General features: G+C 64.5%; 21 protein-coding genes. All 21 read left to right on the top strand.

Going from position 1 to position 15,475, the window contains the following annotated elements; translation table 11 throughout:
* Window positions 1-627: a hypothetical protein gene (locus QCD75_RS13160; RefSeq protein ID WP_301229281.1), complete on the top strand. Its 627-nt coding sequence runs from the start codon at window positions 1-3 to the stop codon at window positions 625-627.
* A 24-nt stretch (window positions 628-651) separates the two neighbouring features.
* Window positions 652-1,023: a head decoration protein gene (locus QCD75_RS13155; RefSeq protein WP_301229279.1), complete on the top strand. Its 372-nt coding sequence runs from the start codon at window positions 652-654 to the stop codon at window positions 1,021-1,023.
* Window positions 1,024-1,034: 11 nt separating this feature from the next.
* A complete protein-coding gene (locus QCD75_RS13150) occupies window positions 1,035-2,054 on the top strand; it encodes a major capsid protein (RefSeq protein ID WP_301229277.1) in 1,020 nt (339 codons plus the stop codon).
* Between the two features lie 58 nt (window positions 2,055-2,112).
* Window positions 2,113-2,415: a hypothetical protein gene (locus QCD75_RS13145; protein WP_301229275.1), complete on the top strand. Its 303-nt coding sequence runs from the start codon at window positions 2,113-2,115 to the stop codon at window positions 2,413-2,415.
* 5 nt (window positions 2,416-2,420) lie between these two features.
* Complete coding sequence (locus QCD75_RS13140) at window positions 2,421-2,816, top strand: hypothetical protein (protein ID WP_301229273.1); 396 nt, start codon at window positions 2,421-2,423, stop codon at window positions 2,814-2,816.
* Window positions 2,816-3,190, top strand: coding sequence for a hypothetical protein (locus QCD75_RS13135; protein ID WP_301229271.1), 375 nt, complete (start codon window positions 2,816-2,818; stop codon window positions 3,188-3,190). The genes QCD75_RS13140 and QCD75_RS13135 overlap by 1 nt, the downstream gene beginning before the upstream one ends.
* Window positions 3,190-3,489: a hypothetical protein gene (locus QCD75_RS13130; RefSeq protein ID WP_301229268.1), complete on the top strand. Its 300-nt coding sequence runs from the start codon at window positions 3,190-3,192 to the stop codon at window positions 3,487-3,489. The genes QCD75_RS13135 and QCD75_RS13130 overlap by 1 nt, the downstream gene beginning before the upstream one ends.
* A 77-nt stretch (window positions 3,490-3,566) precedes the next feature.
* Complete coding sequence (locus QCD75_RS13125) at window positions 3,567-3,890, top strand: hypothetical protein (RefSeq protein ID WP_301229266.1); 324 nt, start codon at window positions 3,567-3,569, stop codon at window positions 3,888-3,890.
* A 53-nt stretch (window positions 3,891-3,943) separates the two neighbouring features.
* Window positions 3,944-4,609 carry a hypothetical protein gene (locus tag QCD75_RS13120; protein WP_301229264.1) on the top strand — a complete coding sequence of 222 codons (666 nt, stop codon included), beginning with the start codon at window positions 3,944-3,946 and terminating at the stop codon, window positions 4,607-4,609.
* Window positions 4,610-4,696: 87 nt separating this feature from the next.
* Window positions 4,697-4,855: a hypothetical protein gene (locus QCD75_RS13115; protein WP_301229262.1), complete on the top strand. Its 159-nt coding sequence runs from the start codon at window positions 4,697-4,699 to the stop codon at window positions 4,853-4,855.
* Between the two features lie 30 nt (window positions 4,856-4,885).
* Complete coding sequence (locus tag QCD75_RS13110; protein WP_301229260.1) at window positions 4,886-5,227, top strand: hypothetical protein; 342 nt, start codon at window positions 4,886-4,888, stop codon at window positions 5,225-5,227.
* 50 nt (window positions 5,228-5,277) lie between these two features.
* Window positions 5,278-5,673 (top strand): hypothetical protein, encoded by a 396-nt coding sequence (locus tag QCD75_RS13105; protein ID WP_301229258.1) that lies wholly within the window; start codon window positions 5,278-5,280, stop codon window positions 5,671-5,673.
* A gap of 21 nt (window positions 5,674-5,694) precedes the next feature.
* Window positions 5,695-9,774 carry a peptidoglycan DD-metalloendopeptidase family protein gene (locus tag QCD75_RS22375; protein WP_441005484.1) on the top strand — a complete coding sequence of 1,360 codons (4,080 nt, stop codon included), beginning with the start codon at window positions 5,695-5,697 and terminating at the stop codon, window positions 9,772-9,774.
* 12 nt (window positions 9,775-9,786) lie between these two features.
* Window positions 9,787-10,764: a hypothetical protein gene (locus QCD75_RS13085; protein ID WP_301229256.1), complete on the top strand. Its 978-nt coding sequence runs from the start codon at window positions 9,787-9,789 to the stop codon at window positions 10,762-10,764.
* Window positions 10,765-11,871 carry a Gp37-like protein gene (locus tag QCD75_RS13080; protein WP_301229254.1) on the top strand — a complete coding sequence of 369 codons (1,107 nt, stop codon included), beginning with the start codon at window positions 10,765-10,767 and terminating at the stop codon, window positions 11,869-11,871. It abuts the gene before it with no gap.
* On the top strand, window positions 11,871-12,806 hold the full coding sequence (locus tag QCD75_RS13075) for a hypothetical protein (protein ID WP_301229252.1): 936 nt from the start codon (window positions 11,871-11,873) through the stop codon (window positions 12,804-12,806). The genes QCD75_RS13080 and QCD75_RS13075 overlap by 1 nt, the downstream gene beginning before the upstream one ends.
* A 5-nt stretch (window positions 12,807-12,811) precedes the next feature.
* Window positions 12,812-13,228 carry a hypothetical protein gene (locus tag QCD75_RS13070; protein WP_301229250.1) on the top strand — a complete coding sequence of 139 codons (417 nt, stop codon included), beginning with the start codon at window positions 12,812-12,814 and terminating at the stop codon, window positions 13,226-13,228.
* Window positions 13,229-13,232: 4 nt separating this feature from the next.
* Complete coding sequence (locus QCD75_RS13065; protein WP_301229249.1) at window positions 13,233-13,562, top strand: hypothetical protein; 330 nt, start codon at window positions 13,233-13,235, stop codon at window positions 13,560-13,562.
* Window positions 13,559-14,443 carry a peptidoglycan DD-metalloendopeptidase family protein gene (locus tag QCD75_RS13060; RefSeq protein WP_301229247.1) on the top strand — a complete coding sequence of 295 codons (885 nt, stop codon included), beginning with the start codon at window positions 13,559-13,561 and terminating at the stop codon, window positions 14,441-14,443. The genes QCD75_RS13065 and QCD75_RS13060 overlap by 4 nt, the downstream gene beginning before the upstream one ends.
* Window positions 14,443-14,901 (top strand): hypothetical protein, encoded by a 459-nt coding sequence (locus QCD75_RS13055; RefSeq protein ID WP_301229245.1) that lies wholly within the window; start codon window positions 14,443-14,445, stop codon window positions 14,899-14,901. The genes QCD75_RS13060 and QCD75_RS13055 overlap by 1 nt, the downstream gene beginning before the upstream one ends.
* Window positions 14,902-14,949: 48 nt before the next feature.
* Window positions 14,950-15,475, top strand: a 526-nt coding sequence (locus QCD75_RS13050) for a hypothetical protein (protein ID WP_301229244.1), incomplete at its 3' end; no start/stop codon positions are given.

Here is a 15,475-nt window from a genome sequence, read left to right as displayed (position 1 = left end):
TTGAAAAAGCAGTTCCCCCACGGCATTGATATCACCGCCCCCGGCGGACTCACTGCGTTGATGGCGTTCCACCGGAAGACCTTCGGGGACGCCGTCATGGAAACCGACGAGGAAGCCGCCGCGAAGGCAGCGGCAGACGCCGAAGCAAAAGCGGCATCCGATGCCGCGGCAGCCGCTAAGGCTGCCGACGAGAAGCTCGGCGAGGGCGGCATCAAAGCTCTGCAGTCTGAGCGGGCTCGAGCTGAAGCCGCCGAGAAGCGAGCGACCGCAGCCGAAGCGAAGATCCAGGCGGCCGAGGACGCCAAGCTGTCCGACATCCAGAAGGCGCAGAAGGAACGAGACGACCAGGCGGCTGAGAACGCGAAGCTCAAGGCCACCAACGCCCGTCTCGCCGCATTGGCGGAGCACCCAGTACCCAAGGACTACCAAGACTTGGTGACCGGGACGGACGAGGCCAGCTACCTCGCCTCCGCCAAGAAGCTCTCCGAGCTGCATGCCCGTGCTGAAGGGAAAGCTCCGAAGCCGGATCCGGTTGACCGGTCCGGCAAGCGCACCGGCGACAACAACCCTGCTGGCGGTTCCGTAGCCGCCGGCCGCGATCTCTACGCGAGTCGCAAGAAAAAGTAACCCACTTTCCCCTTAGGAGGGACCATGGACATCGCTATCAAGCGGGCGTCTTTCGGCCAGGACGATCAGTCATGGCTTGGATCTGCGCACGGCACCGCCGCCGCGCAGAGCATCACCCTGGACGTTTCCACGTTCACCAAAGCAACGCACTACCCGGACGGCTACCTGAAGTCGGGACTGCCTCTTCAGAAGCTGCCCAGCGGCAAGTTCGGGCTTTGGCTCACGACCAAGACCGTGGCGGGATTTCTGTTCACTCCGGTCTCCGCTCCGGCCGACCCCGCGACGCCGGTCGGCGCTGCACTGCTTGAGCATGGCCGCGTCATCGCCGCCAAGCTGCCCGTATCCGTCGACGCTGGCGGGCAGACTTCTGCCGCTGGCCGGATCATCTTCGCCTAAGGAGGCGCACCATGGCACTTGTTCTTTCCAGTGATTACATCACTCCCACGGAGCTGACCGGATACGTCCGTGAAGCCCTGTCTGATCTGCCGCAGAACGCCTTCGGGCTTTCGGCCTACCTGCCTGATGTGGAGACCGATGACATCGACTTCCGCGTCACGACCGGTGGCGGCGGGCTGGCCCGCGTCGCAAAGTACCGCGCATGGGACACCGAGTCCCCGATCTCCGGCCGCCGGGGTGTTGACCGCCTCAGTGGTGAGATTCCCCCGATCTCGGAGAAGCGGCGGTTGTCCGAGTATGACCGGCTCAAGATGCGGAAGCTTGACGCCGGCATCGTGGACGCAATCCTCAACGACGCCGTGGATCTGGCCAAGGGCATCCACGCCCGCGTTGAGGTCGCCCGCGGTGAGGCACTTTCAGATGGCAAGGTGACCATCGCAGAGAATGGCCTCACCATCGAGGCTGACTTCGGCCGGAAGGCGACGCACACGCAGACCGCCGCCACCAAGTGGAACGTCGAAGGGTCCAACCCCATCGACGACCTGCTTGCTTGGCAGCAGATCTACGTGGCGACCAACGGCGTGCGCCCCGGCGCTACCCTCACCAGCCAGTCTGTGCAGTCCTCGCTGATGCGCAACTCGGCCATCCGGGCCATGACCCTGCCGACCGGTTCGACGCAGCAGATCGTGACGATCGACGCGATCAACGCGCTGTTCCAGTCGTTCGGCCTTCCGGCACTGAGCATCTACGAGGCCCAGGTCGAGGGCGACGACGGCAACGCAAAGTCGATCATCAACCCGGCTAAGGTGCTCTTCCTGCCTCCGTCCGACCGGAAGCTCGGCGAAACCCTCTGGGGCGTCACCGCCGAAGCGCTCGACTCCGACTACGGGATTGATTCCACCGATGCCCCGGGCGTCGTAGTGGGCTCCTACTCCGACAAGGACCCTGTCGGCCTGTGGACGAAGGCTTCCGCCATCGCCCTGCCCGTCCCGGCGAACACCAACCTGACGCTGGCCGCCACCGTCCTGTAACCGAGTCGGCGGCGGGCAGCAATGCCCGCCGCCTTCCCGGCCCTGACAAGGAGAGAACATGTCACGAACACTGAATGCGCACGTCACCCTCTGGGGACCCGATGGCGCGCTGGCCTCGCTGGCGCCCGGCGACGAACTGCCGGACTGGGCCGAGGGCAAGGTGGGCGATCACTGCCTGGTTCCCGACTCTCCGGCCGATGCGCTGGTTCCGGACGCGGACGAGGATTCCGAAGTGGACTCTGATCTGGACCCCGAGACCGAGTCTGACGAATCCGAGCGCGACGACGAAGAGCCTGAAGCTCTCGACGCCGTCCCCAATTTCACTGCCGCAGCTCCGCGCCGCGGCCGTACCCGGAAGTAGCCACCATGGCCGCCGACTATGCGACACTGGCGGATCTGAGGGCCCATTGGTCCGGGCTGCTTGCTGAGGATGAAACCGCCGCTACTCAGAAGCTCCACGAGGCGTCCGTTGAGGTCCGCGGCAACTACCCGGATCTTGACGCACGGATCCTCGATGGAATCATTGACCCGGACATCCCGCGACTCGTTGTGTGCCGGATGGTCAAACGGTCCCTCGACGTCGCCGATGAAGCGCCAGCGGCCGGGTTCGAGTCCTTCCAGTTCGGGACCGGCCCGTTCTCCATGGGCGGCAAGGTTCTGAACCCGGACGGCAATCTCTACCTGACGGCCGCGGACAAGCGGCTGCTGGGTAAGTCACGTCCGCGGCGCCAAGCCTGGACCATTCGCCCGGGCGGCGCCTGATGGGCGTCGCCTACGCTTTCCCAGGCGACTACAGCATGCCGCGGAAGTCGCTCGTCAGGAAGTTCCCTAAGTCCTGGCTGACTTCGGTGACTGTGCTGCGTGGCGGCGGCCGGGATGCGAAGGGCAACCCCTTGCCCACGACCGAGATCACGGTGACTGGGTGCCTTATCGCGCCGCGGGCGACTGCGGAGCCGGTTTACCGCGCCGACGTCGTCAGTTCCACCGCCGTGCTTTACCGGGACCCGGGCTTCACGTTCCTGCCTGATGACCGGATCCGCGTTCCCGCGGGCGCACGCATGGCTGGCACGTGGTCTGTGGATGGACGTGTGGGCGACTGGCCACACGGTGTCGAGGTTGGGTTGGTGCTGGCCTAATGGCGCTACAACGAGTGAGGGGCTCCCGCTCCTACAAGGCGGACGATACTGGGCTCCGGGAGCTCGGCACAACCTCGGCTATCGGTGACGCGACACTGGCAGCTGCTCAGCTGCTGGCCGGCAATGCGCAGGCAGTGGGCCGCGGCGAGTATGAGGCGGCGCCGACGACTGTCCTTGCTGGCTGGCAGAACGAGAAGCGTGCCGGCGCCGTGGTCCGTGAGTCCCGGCCGGACTGGAAAGACACGCGTGATGCGATCCTGCTGCGCGTGGCGGACTCGATGAGGGTGAGGGCCGAATAATCGAAGCACTCGTCTTCCCTGACACCCGCGACGCCCTGTTCGACCTGATCAACGACGCCACGCACCTCGGCGCACCGGTGACGGCGGTCTACCAGATCCCAGCTAATAGCTACGGCGCGATTGAGGGCCCGTTCCCGCTGGCCCTGATCTACGTCACCGGCGGCACCCGCGGTTTTGTTGATCGCGTTGACCGGGCAACGATCGAGGTCTACGCCCCGGGCCAGCAGGCGTTGAACACGCTGGAGTCCATCAGCGCGTCCATCGTCGGCGAGGCCATCGACACCCCATCCGGGTACGTCGACGGCATCGCGGCCGACATCACCCCCGCGGACGTTCCCTACCAGTCAGACACCCTCAACAAGGCTGTGGCGACCTTCCTGGTAACGTCCCGGCCCCTCTAAACCCCGTTCGGGGAATCAACTAACTCTGAGCCCTTGAAAGGGGTCTATTTCCCATGCCTACGCTCGACACTCAGCGCCTCGATTCCGACAACCGGAACCTTGTCCGCAAGATCCAGAAGGCCTTGGCCTTCATCGCCCCCAAGACCGTGCCGCTGCCGACCACGCTGTTCATGGCCGGCGGCTCACTCATCGACCTCAAGGTTGCGGGCTGGCTGCCGGTCGGCCTCGTCACCCCGGACGGGTACGAGTTCGGGCGGGATGTGTCCAAGGCTGACGTGTCCGCACTCGGCTACGCATCCCCGGTCCGCTCCGACGTCGAGTCGGTGGCCCGCTCGGTCAAGATGACCGCGCTGGAGACCGGCAAGAAGCACATGCTGGAACTCACCCTCGGCACGGACCTGTCCGCCGTCACGCAGACCCTCGCCAACGGCGAAATCGTCATTGATGAGCCGGACCTGCCCGTTGGCCAGGAGTACCGGATGCTCATCATCGGCTCGGACGGACCGGCCGCCGACAACTGGATCCTGGCCCGCGGCTACGGTTCGGTGAAGCTCGCGTCCACCGATTCCCAGAAGTGGGGCACGGGCGACGCCCTCCAGGATTCGCTCACGTTCGACGTGTTCACCGACGCCGTGGTCGGCGTCCCGGTGAAGCACTACATGGGCGGCACGGGCGCTGTGAAGAACAAGCTGGCCCTCGGCTTCACGCAGGGCTCCTAGCCCTTCCCCCAATCACGGTGCGCGGCGTTCTCCGGGTGTGGCGCCGCGCACCGTTTCCACCTGACACCCGAAATTTTAGGAGCCGATATGCCCCGCTTCATCAAGGATGGCCTGACCATCGAGACCGCCGTCGCTACCGAGGCCGCCGAGCTGCGCCGCGACGGGTTCGTGGAAGAGAAGGCCCGCACGGCCGATGTTCGCGAAGCTGACGCCGCCAAGGCTGACGCACCCAAGACCGCCAAGTAACCCCAACCCCTCACACCCGGAGGCAACACCATGGCCGTAGACAAGCCGACCGTCCACCTTTCCCTCACCGCGCTCCGCAAGGAGGTCGCCAAGCCGGATCCGTTCCGTGTGGCGCTCACCGGTTCGAAGACCATCACCTTCCCCGACCTGTTCGCCCTCGAATCAACCGAGGCCGAAGAAGTCTTCGGCGCATTGAATCAGACCGCGACCAACTGGGGCGCCCTCGAAAAGTGGCTTTCTGCTGCTGACGTGGCCGCGCTGAAGGCGGAGAAGCTCTCCATTCGCGAGCTGGGCGCCGTCGTCCAGGCCGCCATTTCGTACTACGAGCAGACGGTCGGCACTCCGGGAAACGGCACCGCCTCCGCGAGCTGATCGCCCGTTACCGCCCCCAGATCCGCGCTGATCTTCTTCGGGAGTTCGGCGTGGATCTGGCGGAGTGGTATGCGGCCGGGCGCTGGATCGGGTTGCTCGAGCTGATCGACAACCTGCCCACCGCCTGCAGGCTCAACGAGGCAATTGCGAACGACCCGGAAGCGGCGGCGTCATTGGCGCAGATGCGGCTAGACCGACCGGACGACGCCGAGGCGTGGTCACCCAAAATTTCTGAGTTCGACCTGAACATCACCATGCTGCGCGAGATCCTGCACGCCATCAAGGGACTGCGGCAGGTCAGCATCGCGGCGGCCGGCGGGAAGCCTGGCGAAGAGAAGCCGTTCCCTGCCCCGTACACCGAGATTGACCGTGCCATCGCGGCGGCGGAACGCGGCTGGGCCGAGATGTTCGTCCAGCAGTTCGGGTTCGATTCCGGCGATATCTGACATCTAAATATTGGAGGCCCCATGCCCGTCATCGGCGTAGCAGAAATCCTTGTCAAGCCGACATTCAAGGGCACCCAGGCTGAAATCGGCAAGATAATGGACGGGGCGGCAGCGGTAGCCGGCAAGTCGGCCGGCTCCAGCATGGGCAAGGGCGTGTCCAGCGGATTCGCTGAGGCCGCTGCAAAGCTCAAGGCCGAAGTTGCCCAACTCAACCAGGTCATCTCCAAGTCCCAGGCTCAGATCACCGCGTCGCAGTCAAAGATTGTCGCCTCGACGGAAGCTGAGACTAAGGCTCTGGGCACGGTTCGCGTGGCGGAGCTGAAGCTTCAGGAAGTCCGGGACTCTGGCACTGCCAAGGCTTCACAGATTGCTGCCGCTGAGGAGAAGCTGGCGGATGCTCGGCGGAAGGCCGCAGCGGCCACAGGGAGCCGTGAGGAGGCAGAGAAGAGCCTCGCCACGGCGACGGCTGATCTTGCGGCCGCTCAGCAGGGCGCAACAACGGCTTCCGCTGAGTTGGAGAAGAAGCTCAAGAACGTCGGCAACGAGTCAGAATCGGCCGAAAAGAAGACCAGCAAACTCGGCGACGCTATGGGCAAGGCGTTCAAGTGGGGCGCTGTCGCAATAGGCACAGCGGCCGTCGGCGGTCTGACTGTCGCGCTGACTAAAGGCTTCGGCCGCCTGCAGGCGATCGAGGAGGCAAAGGCGAAGCTGTCTGGATTGGGACACTCCGCTGAAGCTGTAACGGGCATCATGAACGATGCCATGGCCGCCGTGAAAGGTACGGCCTTCGGCTTGGATGAGGCCGCCACCGTAGCTGCCACGGCGGTAGCCGCCGGGGTCAAGCCGGGCAAAGAACTCGAGCGGACGCTGAAGCTCACCGGAGACGCTGCCACTATTGCGGGCGTCGGAATGGGGGAAATGGGGGCGATCTTTTCGAAGGTAGCTTCCTCAAACAAGATTCAGGGCGACGTGATCGCCCAGCTCAATGATGCCGGTATCCCCATCGTGCAGCTGTTGGGTCAGGAGCTCGGCACCACTGCTGACGAAACAATCGCTCTTGCCTCGGCCGGCAAGATTGGTTTCGACACCTTCCAGAAGGCGATGGAGAAGGGCCTCGGCGGGGCTGCTCTCGAATCGGGCAAGACTCTGCAGGGCGCATTCAAGAACACGATGGCCGCCGTCGGGCGCATCGGCGCGTCACTACTGTCGGGCGTCTACCCGAAGATTCAGGCGTTCTTCTCCAACGCCATCGAGTGGCTGAAGCCTCTGGAGGAAGGCGCGAAAGTCGCCGGTGTCGCCATCGGAGTCTTCCTGGACAAGGCCATTGCTGGCGCTCAGGGACTCTACGACCTAATCGTCAAGGGTGACTTCACGGGGGCCCTGACTAAGGCGTTCGGCTGGGAGGAAGACTCCCCGCTCGTGGACTTCCTGCTGAAGGTCCGCGACGGCGCGCAGGGGCTTTATGACCTACTCGTCGGCGGCGACTACACCGGCAAGCTTCAAGCGGCTTTCGGGTGGGAAGAGGATTCCCGATTCGTCGACTTCCTCCTGACCGTCAGGGAAATGGTCCTGAAAATCCCTGACGCCCTCAAGAAGGTAATCACTGTTGGCGGCGACGTCGCCAAGTTCCTCTGGGATATGCGCGAACCCATCGGGATCATCGCCGGGCTCATTGTGCTGGTCCTCATCCCGCACTGGGTCGCACTCGGCATCGAGGCGCTCAAGTCTGCCGGTGAGCAGGTCTTAGCTTGGACGAAGACCCAGATCTCCGCCACGAAGTCCGCATTCACCCACTCGTGGTCCGTAACCGTCCAGGTTGGCGGCTGGATCGCACTGGCGGCTTCGGCGCTGGCTAGTGCAGCCGTTGTCGTTGGCGCGTGGATTGCTATGGGCGCCCAAGCGACCATTCAGGCTGTCAAGATCGCGGCGGCATGGTTCATTGCCCTCGGCCCGGTCGGCTGGATCATCGGCGCCGTGATCGCTATCGGCGCTGCGCTCGTTCTGGCCTACAACAATATCGGCTGGTTCAAGGACATGGTAGACGGCGCATTCCGCTGGATCGGCGATGTCATCAGAGGCGTCATCGACTGGTTCACCGGCACGGCAATCCCCGCGTGGAACGACGCCATCAAGTCGGTTGGCGACTTCTTCAACTGGCTGTGGACGGACATCATCAAGCCCGTATTCGACGGTATCGCCGCGGTCTTCACATGGATCTATGAGTCGATCATCAAGCCTGTCTTCGACGGGATCAGCGCGGCTGTTGGCTTCGTTGGGGGCGTCTTTACCGCTTTCTACGAGACGGCCATCAAGCCAGTCTTCGACTCCATCGCCGTCATCGTGGGTGGCTTCTACCTGTTCTTCCGGGGCATCTTCCAGCTCGTCGCCTCGGTCATCGAGAACATCGTGGTCCCGCTATTCAAGTTCTTCTGGGACCGGGCAATGGAGGCTTTCGCAGGGATCGGCGCAACGATCGCGGATTGGTGGAACGGCGCTGTTGCGATCTTCAACACGGTAGTCGGGTTCTTCCACGACGTGCTCGCGGCGGCCTTCACCTGGCTGTACGAGTCCGTCATCAAGCCTGTCTTCGACGGGATTGGCGCGGCCATCTCTTGGGTCTGGGACAACGTCATGAAGCCCACCTTTGATGCGTGGGTGAACATGTTCACGGTGGTCCTTCCGGCAGTCTTCACGTGGCTGTATGAGAACGTCATCCGGCCGGTGTTTGACGGGATCGGCAACGCTATCAAGTGGGTTTGGGACTATGTCATCAAGCCCGTGTTCGACGCTGTTTTGGGCTTCATCAACAACACTCTGGCCCCTGCTTTCACGTGGCTGTATGAGAACGTCATCAAGCCCGCCTTCGATGGGATCGGTTCGGCGATCAAGTGGGTCTGGGACTACGTCATCAGGCCGGTCTTCGATACGCTGTCGGACTTCATTACGAGGGTTATCCCGAAGGCGTTTGAGGACGGCGTCGGGTTCATCAAGAAGTTCTGGGATGGGCTGCAGGAGATCGCCAAGGCCCCTGTCCGGTTCGTCATCGACACTGTCATCAATGATGGCCTGATAGGCGCGTTCAACAACATCGCCAATGTCCTCCCGGGCATCGACAAGCTGCCCCGCGTGGCCCTGCCTGCAGGGTTCATGAATGGCGGCTACACGGGCGACGGCGGCAAGGACGAGCCTGCCGGCATCGTCCACGGCGGCGAGTTCGTCTTCACCAAGGAGCAGACCCGCAAGGCGGGCGTAGCGAACCTTTACGCGATGGCCAAGTCACTCGCCGGCTACGCAAAGGGCGGCTTCGTCAACCCGCTGAAGAGCCTCATGGAGACGCAGGGCTACAACCGGATCCACAAGGGCGTCGACTTCGCAGCATCGGTCGGCACCCCGGTCTTCGCTACGGAGAACGGGCGCGTCTCGTGGTCTGGTCCTGGCGCCCGGGCCCCGGGCGTGTGGGGCGGCAACGAGGTCCACGTCGATGGCGGTTCCGGCATTCAGTCGTGGTTCGCTCACCTGTCGTCAATGGCCGTGAAGGTCGGCGACATGGTGCGCGCCGGGCAGCAGATCGCGCTGTCGGGCAACACCGGCATCACATCGGGTCCTCACCTGCACTTCGGCACCTTCGCCGGCGGCTGGCCCAACGACGTCAACCCTTACGACTACCTGTCCGGGGCTGGTGCTCCTTCTGGCGGTGGCTTCAATCCGCTGGCGGGCATCATCGACGGGCTGCTCTCGCAGTTCAAGACGGCGTTCCCCGCGGCGGGCATCATGGCCGATATTGCGGTGGGCATCGGCAAGAAGCTGTTCACGTCCGTCTCTGATCTCATCACGGGCGGCAAGGGGTCGGCGGCTGGGGATCCGGCGCTGTATGACCTGGGCGGCATCTTGCCTCCGGGTATCTCGCAGGTTGTGAACCGCACTGGCAAGCCCGAGGCGATTCTCAACCCGCAGCAGTGGTCGGACATCAGCCGCCTTGCCTCGCAGGGTGGTGGCCGGGGCGATGTCAATTTCCACGGCAACGTCGGCTGGGACCCGGACGAGGTCGCACACCGTATCGAAACGAAGCGCCGGGACACGTTCGCCGCTTTCGGAATCTAGGGAGGCTTTTCAGTGGGTATCGCTTACGCCATCCCTTACATTCCGCCGGCGCCCCCGGTCCCGCCGTGGCGAGGTTTCAGCCTCACATGGCGGGGCTGGGACGGTTCCGAATGGGATCTCACACGCCCGGCTTCGGGGTTGTTCCTGCAGCCGGGCGTGCGCGGCCTGCACCTTCCGTCCTTTGATCGGCTGTCGAGCTCTTCGCCGATGGTTGCAGGCTCCCGACACCGGGGCACGTCCACGAAGGACCGCGACGTGTTCTGGCCGCTGTACCTGTACTCGGATGAGGGTTCCGCCGAGTTCATGGAGCGGGACCGCGCTTTCTGGGCGTCGCTCGACACGGACGTGGAAGGGACGTGGACGGCGACCCTGCCTGACGGCAGCCGCCGGACGCTGGGGCTGCGTCTCATCAGCGCCGACGGCGACCTCACCCATGATCCAATCCAGCGCGGCTGGGCTAAGTACGCGATTAGCCTGCTTGCCGATCAGCCGTATTGGCTTGGCGACACGGTCGCACAGTCATGGGGCCAAGGCGATCTGCGGAACTACTACATCACCCCGGAGGACCGGACGACGTACGGCTACCCAGCCGACGCCATCCATTACCTATCCCAGGGCGGCGCGCTGGGATCGGCGACGTTCACGAACGACGGCGACGTGCCAGCGTACCCAGTGTGGACTGTTATCGGCCCGACGACTGCTGTCTCGTTCGGTGTTGGCGGGAACGACATCAGTGTTCCATTCGACATCCCGGCAGGCTACGCGGTGCAGATCGATACGGATCCGGTGAACGGTCAGGTGCTTTGGTATGGGCCTTGGGATGCGAACGCTAAGGCGCTCATTTCTTCGGTTGACCGGACGCCGGAACTTGACCCGGCGTCTGCGTTCGTCGCTATCCCCCGCGGGCAGGACCGGCCCCTGACTATCCAGATGACGGGCACCGGCACAGTGATTGCCGAGGTGCGCAACAAGTATCGGAGGGCATGGTAGATGGCTTCCGAGATCCCGTACGAGATCCTCGTTTACAAGGGCTGGGAGTTCCGGGGCTGGGTTGGGCGGCCGCTCGATTTGAAGCCGACCATCCGGCACAACATGAAGTCCACGGCCACATTCAGTATCGAAGCAGACCACCTGCGGGCGGCCGACCTCATGGGCCCGGGCGCGCGCGTCATGATCTACCGGCACGGCGAATTTCAGATGTCCGGGCCGGTGCGCCTGGCCGGCGGGCAGTTCACTTCCGCGGCGACGCTGAGCTTCACGGTGGAGGACGATGCCCGAATCCTGAACAACTGGCTGGCGTGGCCGAAACCTGCGGCGCCGCTCAACGGGCAGGACGTGGAGTACCGGTCCATCACGGGTCCGGCCGAGACTGTCGTGAAGACGGTCATGGCTGAGAACGCGGCACGGCTCGGCTTCCCGCTGACCGTGGCCCCTTCACTGGGGCGCGGCGCATCGGGCACGTACACATTCCGATTCCACCCCGCCTACGACCGGCTCTTCCCGGCGGTCGATCAGGCGGGCATCGGCGTGACGGTCCGGCAGGAAGGCGCCGGACTGCTACTGGACTGCTACACGCCCCGCGACTACCCGCACGAACTCTCCCCGGAGAACGGAACCGTCACCGGCGGCACTTACACTCTCGCGGCACCAAGCGCTACGCGCGTAGTCGTCGGCGGCCAAGGCGAGGGTGTTGCCCGCGAATTCCGGGGCTTCAAGGAAACAGCCCGCGAGACCGCATGGAACGACATCATCGAGGTCATGCAGGACGCCCGCGACTCATCCTCCGGCGACATCTACGCAGACCGTGCAGCCGAGGTCCTTGCCGACGGCGCACCGATGGCCGGCCTGTCGCTCGAGCTATCCGAAACCAAGCACTTCCGCTACGGCGGCGACGGGCTCCGCGTGGGGGACCGCGTGACTGCCCTGATCAACGGCCAGGCGTTCACGGACGTCCTCCGGGAGGCCCGTCTCTCGTGGGATAAGGACGGCGACACGGCAACCCCCATCGTTGGCGAACGCGCTGACGACCCGGACCTGAACCTCGCCAAAAGAATCCGCGCCCTACAGCGCGACAATGCAGACAGGAAGGCCCGCTAATGGCTTTGACCAGCGTCTTTTATGACGGTGTTGTGACCGAAACCGACCGGGCCAAGAACCGAACCGGGGCGCCTGATTATGGCGTCTACGGCGTCGGCGACTTTGAGGTGACCGCTCACCCGTCGATCCCGTACGCGGTGCTGTCGAAGGCGGGCCGGGCTCACGGGCACGGTGTCACGGACACGGCGGGGACTGACCAGGTTGTGCAGTGTGGCACGCTCGCATCCGGCACCCGCTGGGACTTGATCGTTGTTCGCCGCAACTGGCAGAACAGCTTGGGCGGTCCTTCCACCCTTGTTGCCATTCCGGGCGGAACCACGATGGAGATTCCCGCGGCCCGCAAGATTGGCCCCGGCGTCGAAGATGACCAGCCGATTGCGCTGGTCCAGTGGCAGGGCGGCTTGAGTGCTCCGGCAAAGATCGTTGACCTGCGCGTGTGGGCCGGCAACGGCGCGCTGTTCGCCAAAGACGATCTCGTGAAGACCTACATGACGAAGCCCGGCACGGAGATCAACATCAACGGCACTGTCTGGGCTTACCAGATCGGCGCCAGCAGCACTCTCGGGTGGTCGCAAGTCTCCTATTACGGAGCCATCCCACTCTTCGGCGCAGGCCCCGCACTGTCTGGCGACGCTGCGTCGGCCGCTGCGTTCTTCGTGCAGGGCGGCACATCGGTATTGAAGACCGACACTTCAGGCTTCGTGCAGCTTCCCTTCCCGAAGCCCTTCCCGAATGGCCTGCTGACGTTCGTTCCGTCCAACGGTGACATGAACCTCGACCGGGCCATCCAGGCGGCACTTACGTTCGGCGTGGCGGGCGGCTCACCGTGGGGCACCGGCAACAAAACTGGCGTCGTCGTGTCCGTCGAGCGCTACAACGGCGCGCCACAGGTCGAGGCAACCGTCCGCTGCAACTGGATCGCGATCGGCTGGTGAGCGGCATGAGCACAGCACTACTCGCCATCTGGCTCCGCATCCAAGAGCCCCGGGCACTGTCCGTCATCTACTTCTTCGCCTATCTGGCGGTGTTCGGACTTGGGCTCGCCGTCGTGAGCGACCCACCCCGAACCGTGCAGTCAAGCCTCGGACTGACGCTGGTGATCTGCTGGGCGTGGATGCTCATCATCGGCGGCGGGATCGGCGCAGCCACCGCCCTGCAAGGCGCATGGTTCCTCGAGCGCGGCGGGGCAATCCTGTGTATGTTTGCGATGGCCATTTACGGCGTCTCGCTTGCAGCTCTTCCGGTCTCCCAGCCAAGCCTCCGCATTGCCTCCCTCTGCTACGTGATCTTCTCCATCCTTGCCTTCGCCGCCCGCCTCGTAAAAACAAGGCGCTACGCCTTCGACCCTGAACGGTAGGCCGATGGATTCCGCACAACTACTGGTAGCCGCTTTCGGTGTCCTCGGCAGCAGCGGCGCGCTGGTGGTGATCGTGAACGGCGTCGTGAAGTACTTCAACGGGACCGCCGGCCGCGAGCGGATCCGCAACGTGGGCATGAAAGAGCAGCGCAACGAGGCATGGGCGGACGCCGAGAAAGAGCGCGCTCGTGCCGACCTCGAGGCGCACAACCGGCGCCTGATCATGGAGTACGCCTCCCAGCTGCGCCGCGACTGCACCGAGCACGGCGTCACAGACCGCGAGCTCCGGCCCTGGCCGACCCTGAAGAAACCACCCCCTGAGGAGAAGCCATGAGGCCAGTATCAGCAGAGTTTGAAATCAATCAGCCGTTCGGGTCCATGAAGACCGCGGGGGTGGCGCCCAGCTGGACGCCTGACACGGTCGGCTGGTACGTCCGGCTCTACGGGAACTATCAGCCGGACGGGCACGCCGGCGCGGACTTCAAATGCCCCGAAGGAACGCCGGTCCACGCGATGGCCGACGGCGTCGTCCTCTGGGCCGACTGGGGCACGAAACTCCCGGGCGATGACTCGAACGCCGGATACCGCAAACGCTGGTATCTCTACAAGGGATTCCCCGGCATCGTCACGGTCATCCAACACCAGAGCTGGATCGGCGTCTATGCGCACCTCTCCAAGGCCCCGCTGAACATAGGCGACCGAGTTACCGAGGGCCAGGTGATCGCCCTCTCCGGCGGCACCGGTGGAGTCGACCCACACCTCCACGTCGAGGCGCTGGTGGACAACACCTACAGCACCGGCGGCGGCCTCATTTACGGCCGGACCAACCCGGAACCGTTCTTCGGCAACGGCATGGCAGCGGCCGGAACCATTACCCCGCAAAGCACCACCCCGACAGCAGAGGAAGACGACATGTTCACCGATCAGGACCGGGCCGACCTCGCCCGCACCAAGCAGCTTCTACTGTCGTTCCAAGCGGCAATCACTGACCCCGTCACCGGCTACGTCGGCCAGGCGGCCCTCGCGGTCCTCCGGGGCGGCGCAGCAGCCCAGTACGTGAAGGGCGACGCCGAAGACACCATCTACTCCCGCGAAGCCAACGGCCTATTGCGGGGCATCCCCAAGGACGAATGGGACGTCGCCGCCGCCGCGGGGGCAACGTTCGTCCAGATGGCCCAGTCCGAGATCGACGAAGCCAAGCAGGTGGGCCAGTAATGCTGCTGACCTCCATCCTCCGCACCGTCGTCCCGGCCCTCTGGGGTTCACTGATCGCCTGGCTCATCGGGTTCGCCCCGCTGCTGTCCCCGCTCGAGGCGCATCTGCTGGGCCTCTCCGACGTGATCCTGCCGATCGTGACGGCGGTCATCATCGCTACTTGGTACGCGTTCTGGCGATGGCTGGAACCGCGCCTCCCTGACTGGCTGACCCGGGCCGTCCTCGGCTCCGCACAGGCCCCCACGTACGGCAAGGATTCCGCCTCTGCCCAGCACACCGCCGCCGCGAACCTGACGATCTCCCGCACTCAGCTCGAGGGCTGGCACAACACGGCGCCGCTGACCGGATCTGACTGGCGCAACTTCGCGGAGTCCCTGCCGGCATCCGAACAATCCACCGCGCTGCTGGCCGTGGCCGACGCTCTCGATCGCGCGCCGGGCCCAGACCACCGCGCCTGACCTGCCCTCCCCCACCCCGAAGACCATGAAGAAAGCAGGGCATCCCCGATGACCGACTATCCCCTCGACATGCAGCTCGTCGTGGACCCGCTCAACCCTGAGAACGTGGTCCGCGGCGGGTCCATCTACTTCTACGACCCGTCCGACCTCGCCGGCGCGTCCCCGATTACGATCAAGGACGCGAACGGGCAGCCCCTCCCGAACCCGCTCACGTCCAACGACTACGGCTTCATCCCGCCGACCATCGTCACGATTCCCAAGGTCAAGTGGAAGTCCGGCAACTTCGAGGGATTCTTCTTCTCCTACGATGGACTCCGCAACGAGGCCATCGCTGCGAAGGTCGCTGCCGAGTCGGCCGCATCCAACGCGGGAGCGGCCGCGACGGCAGACGTCGCCAACCGAATCGCGGCCGGCCAGTTCAAGGGCAACCCTGGCGCGGATGGCTCCAACGTCCTTCCCACGGACGCCGCCATCGCCGCCGCCGTCAACGGCACAGGGACCGCCACCAAAGCGGCACTTAATGCCACCTTTGTCCCCAAATGGAAGGCGAACACGGCGTACCTCGCGGGGGCGC

The organism is Arthrobacter sp. PsM3 (assembly GCF_030433895.1).
Classification (GTDB): Bacteria; Actinomycetota; Actinomycetes; order Actinomycetales; family Micrococcaceae; genus Arthrobacter.
This window is presented reverse-complemented; position numbering and strand designations above follow the sequence as displayed.

Bases quoted from the DNA above. Each gene is read 5' to 3' on its own strand.
- QCD75_RS13150 (WP_301229277.1), top strand. From the start codon at position 1,035: ATGGCACTTGTTCTTTCCAGTGATTACATCACTCCCACGGAGCTGACC.
- QCD75_RS13155 (WP_301229279.1), top strand. From the start codon at position 652: ATGGACATCGCTATCAAGCGGGCGTCTTTCGGCCAGGACGATCAGTCA.
- QCD75_RS13110 (WP_301229260.1), top strand. From the start codon at position 4,886: ATGGCCGTAGACAAGCCGACCGTCCACCTTTCCCTCACCGCGCTCCGC.
- QCD75_RS13080 (WP_301229254.1), top strand. From the start codon at position 10,765: ATGGCTTCCGAGATCCCGTACGAGATCCTCGTTTACAAGGGCTGGGAG.
- QCD75_RS13115 (WP_301229262.1), top strand. From the start codon at position 4,697: ATGCCCCGCTTCATCAAGGATGGCCTGACCATCGAGACCGCCGTCGCT.
- QCD75_RS13065 (WP_301229249.1), top strand. From the start codon at position 13,233: ATGGATTCCGCACAACTACTGGTAGCCGCTTTCGGTGTCCTCGGCAGC.
- QCD75_RS13060 (WP_301229247.1), top strand. From the start codon at position 13,559: ATGAGGCCAGTATCAGCAGAGTTTGAAATCAATCAGCCGTTCGGGTCC.
- QCD75_RS13135 (WP_301229271.1), top strand. From the start codon at position 2,816: ATGGGCGTCGCCTACGCTTTCCCAGGCGACTACAGCATGCCGCGGAAG.
- QCD75_RS13070 (WP_301229250.1), top strand. From the start codon at position 12,812: ATGAGCACAGCACTACTCGCCATCTGGCTCCGCATCCAAGAGCCCCGG.
- QCD75_RS13075 (WP_301229252.1), top strand. From the start codon at position 11,871: ATGGCTTTGACCAGCGTCTTTTATGACGGTGTTGTGACCGAAACCGAC.
- QCD75_RS13055 (WP_301229245.1), top strand. From the start codon at position 14,443: ATGCTGCTGACCTCCATCCTCCGCACCGTCGTCCCGGCCCTCTGGGGT.
- QCD75_RS22375 (WP_441005484.1), top strand. From the start codon at position 5,695: ATGCCCGTCATCGGCGTAGCAGAAATCCTTGTCAAGCCGACATTCAAG.
- QCD75_RS13130 (WP_301229268.1), top strand. From the start codon at position 3,190: ATGGCGCTACAACGAGTGAGGGGCTCCCGCTCCTACAAGGCGGACGAT.
- QCD75_RS13140 (WP_301229273.1), top strand. From the start codon at position 2,421: ATGGCCGCCGACTATGCGACACTGGCGGATCTGAGGGCCCATTGGTCC.
- QCD75_RS13120 (WP_301229264.1), top strand. From the start codon at position 3,944: ATGCCTACGCTCGACACTCAGCGCCTCGATTCCGACAACCGGAACCTT.
- QCD75_RS13145 (WP_301229275.1), top strand. From the start codon at position 2,113: ATGTCACGAACACTGAATGCGCACGTCACCCTCTGGGGACCCGATGGC.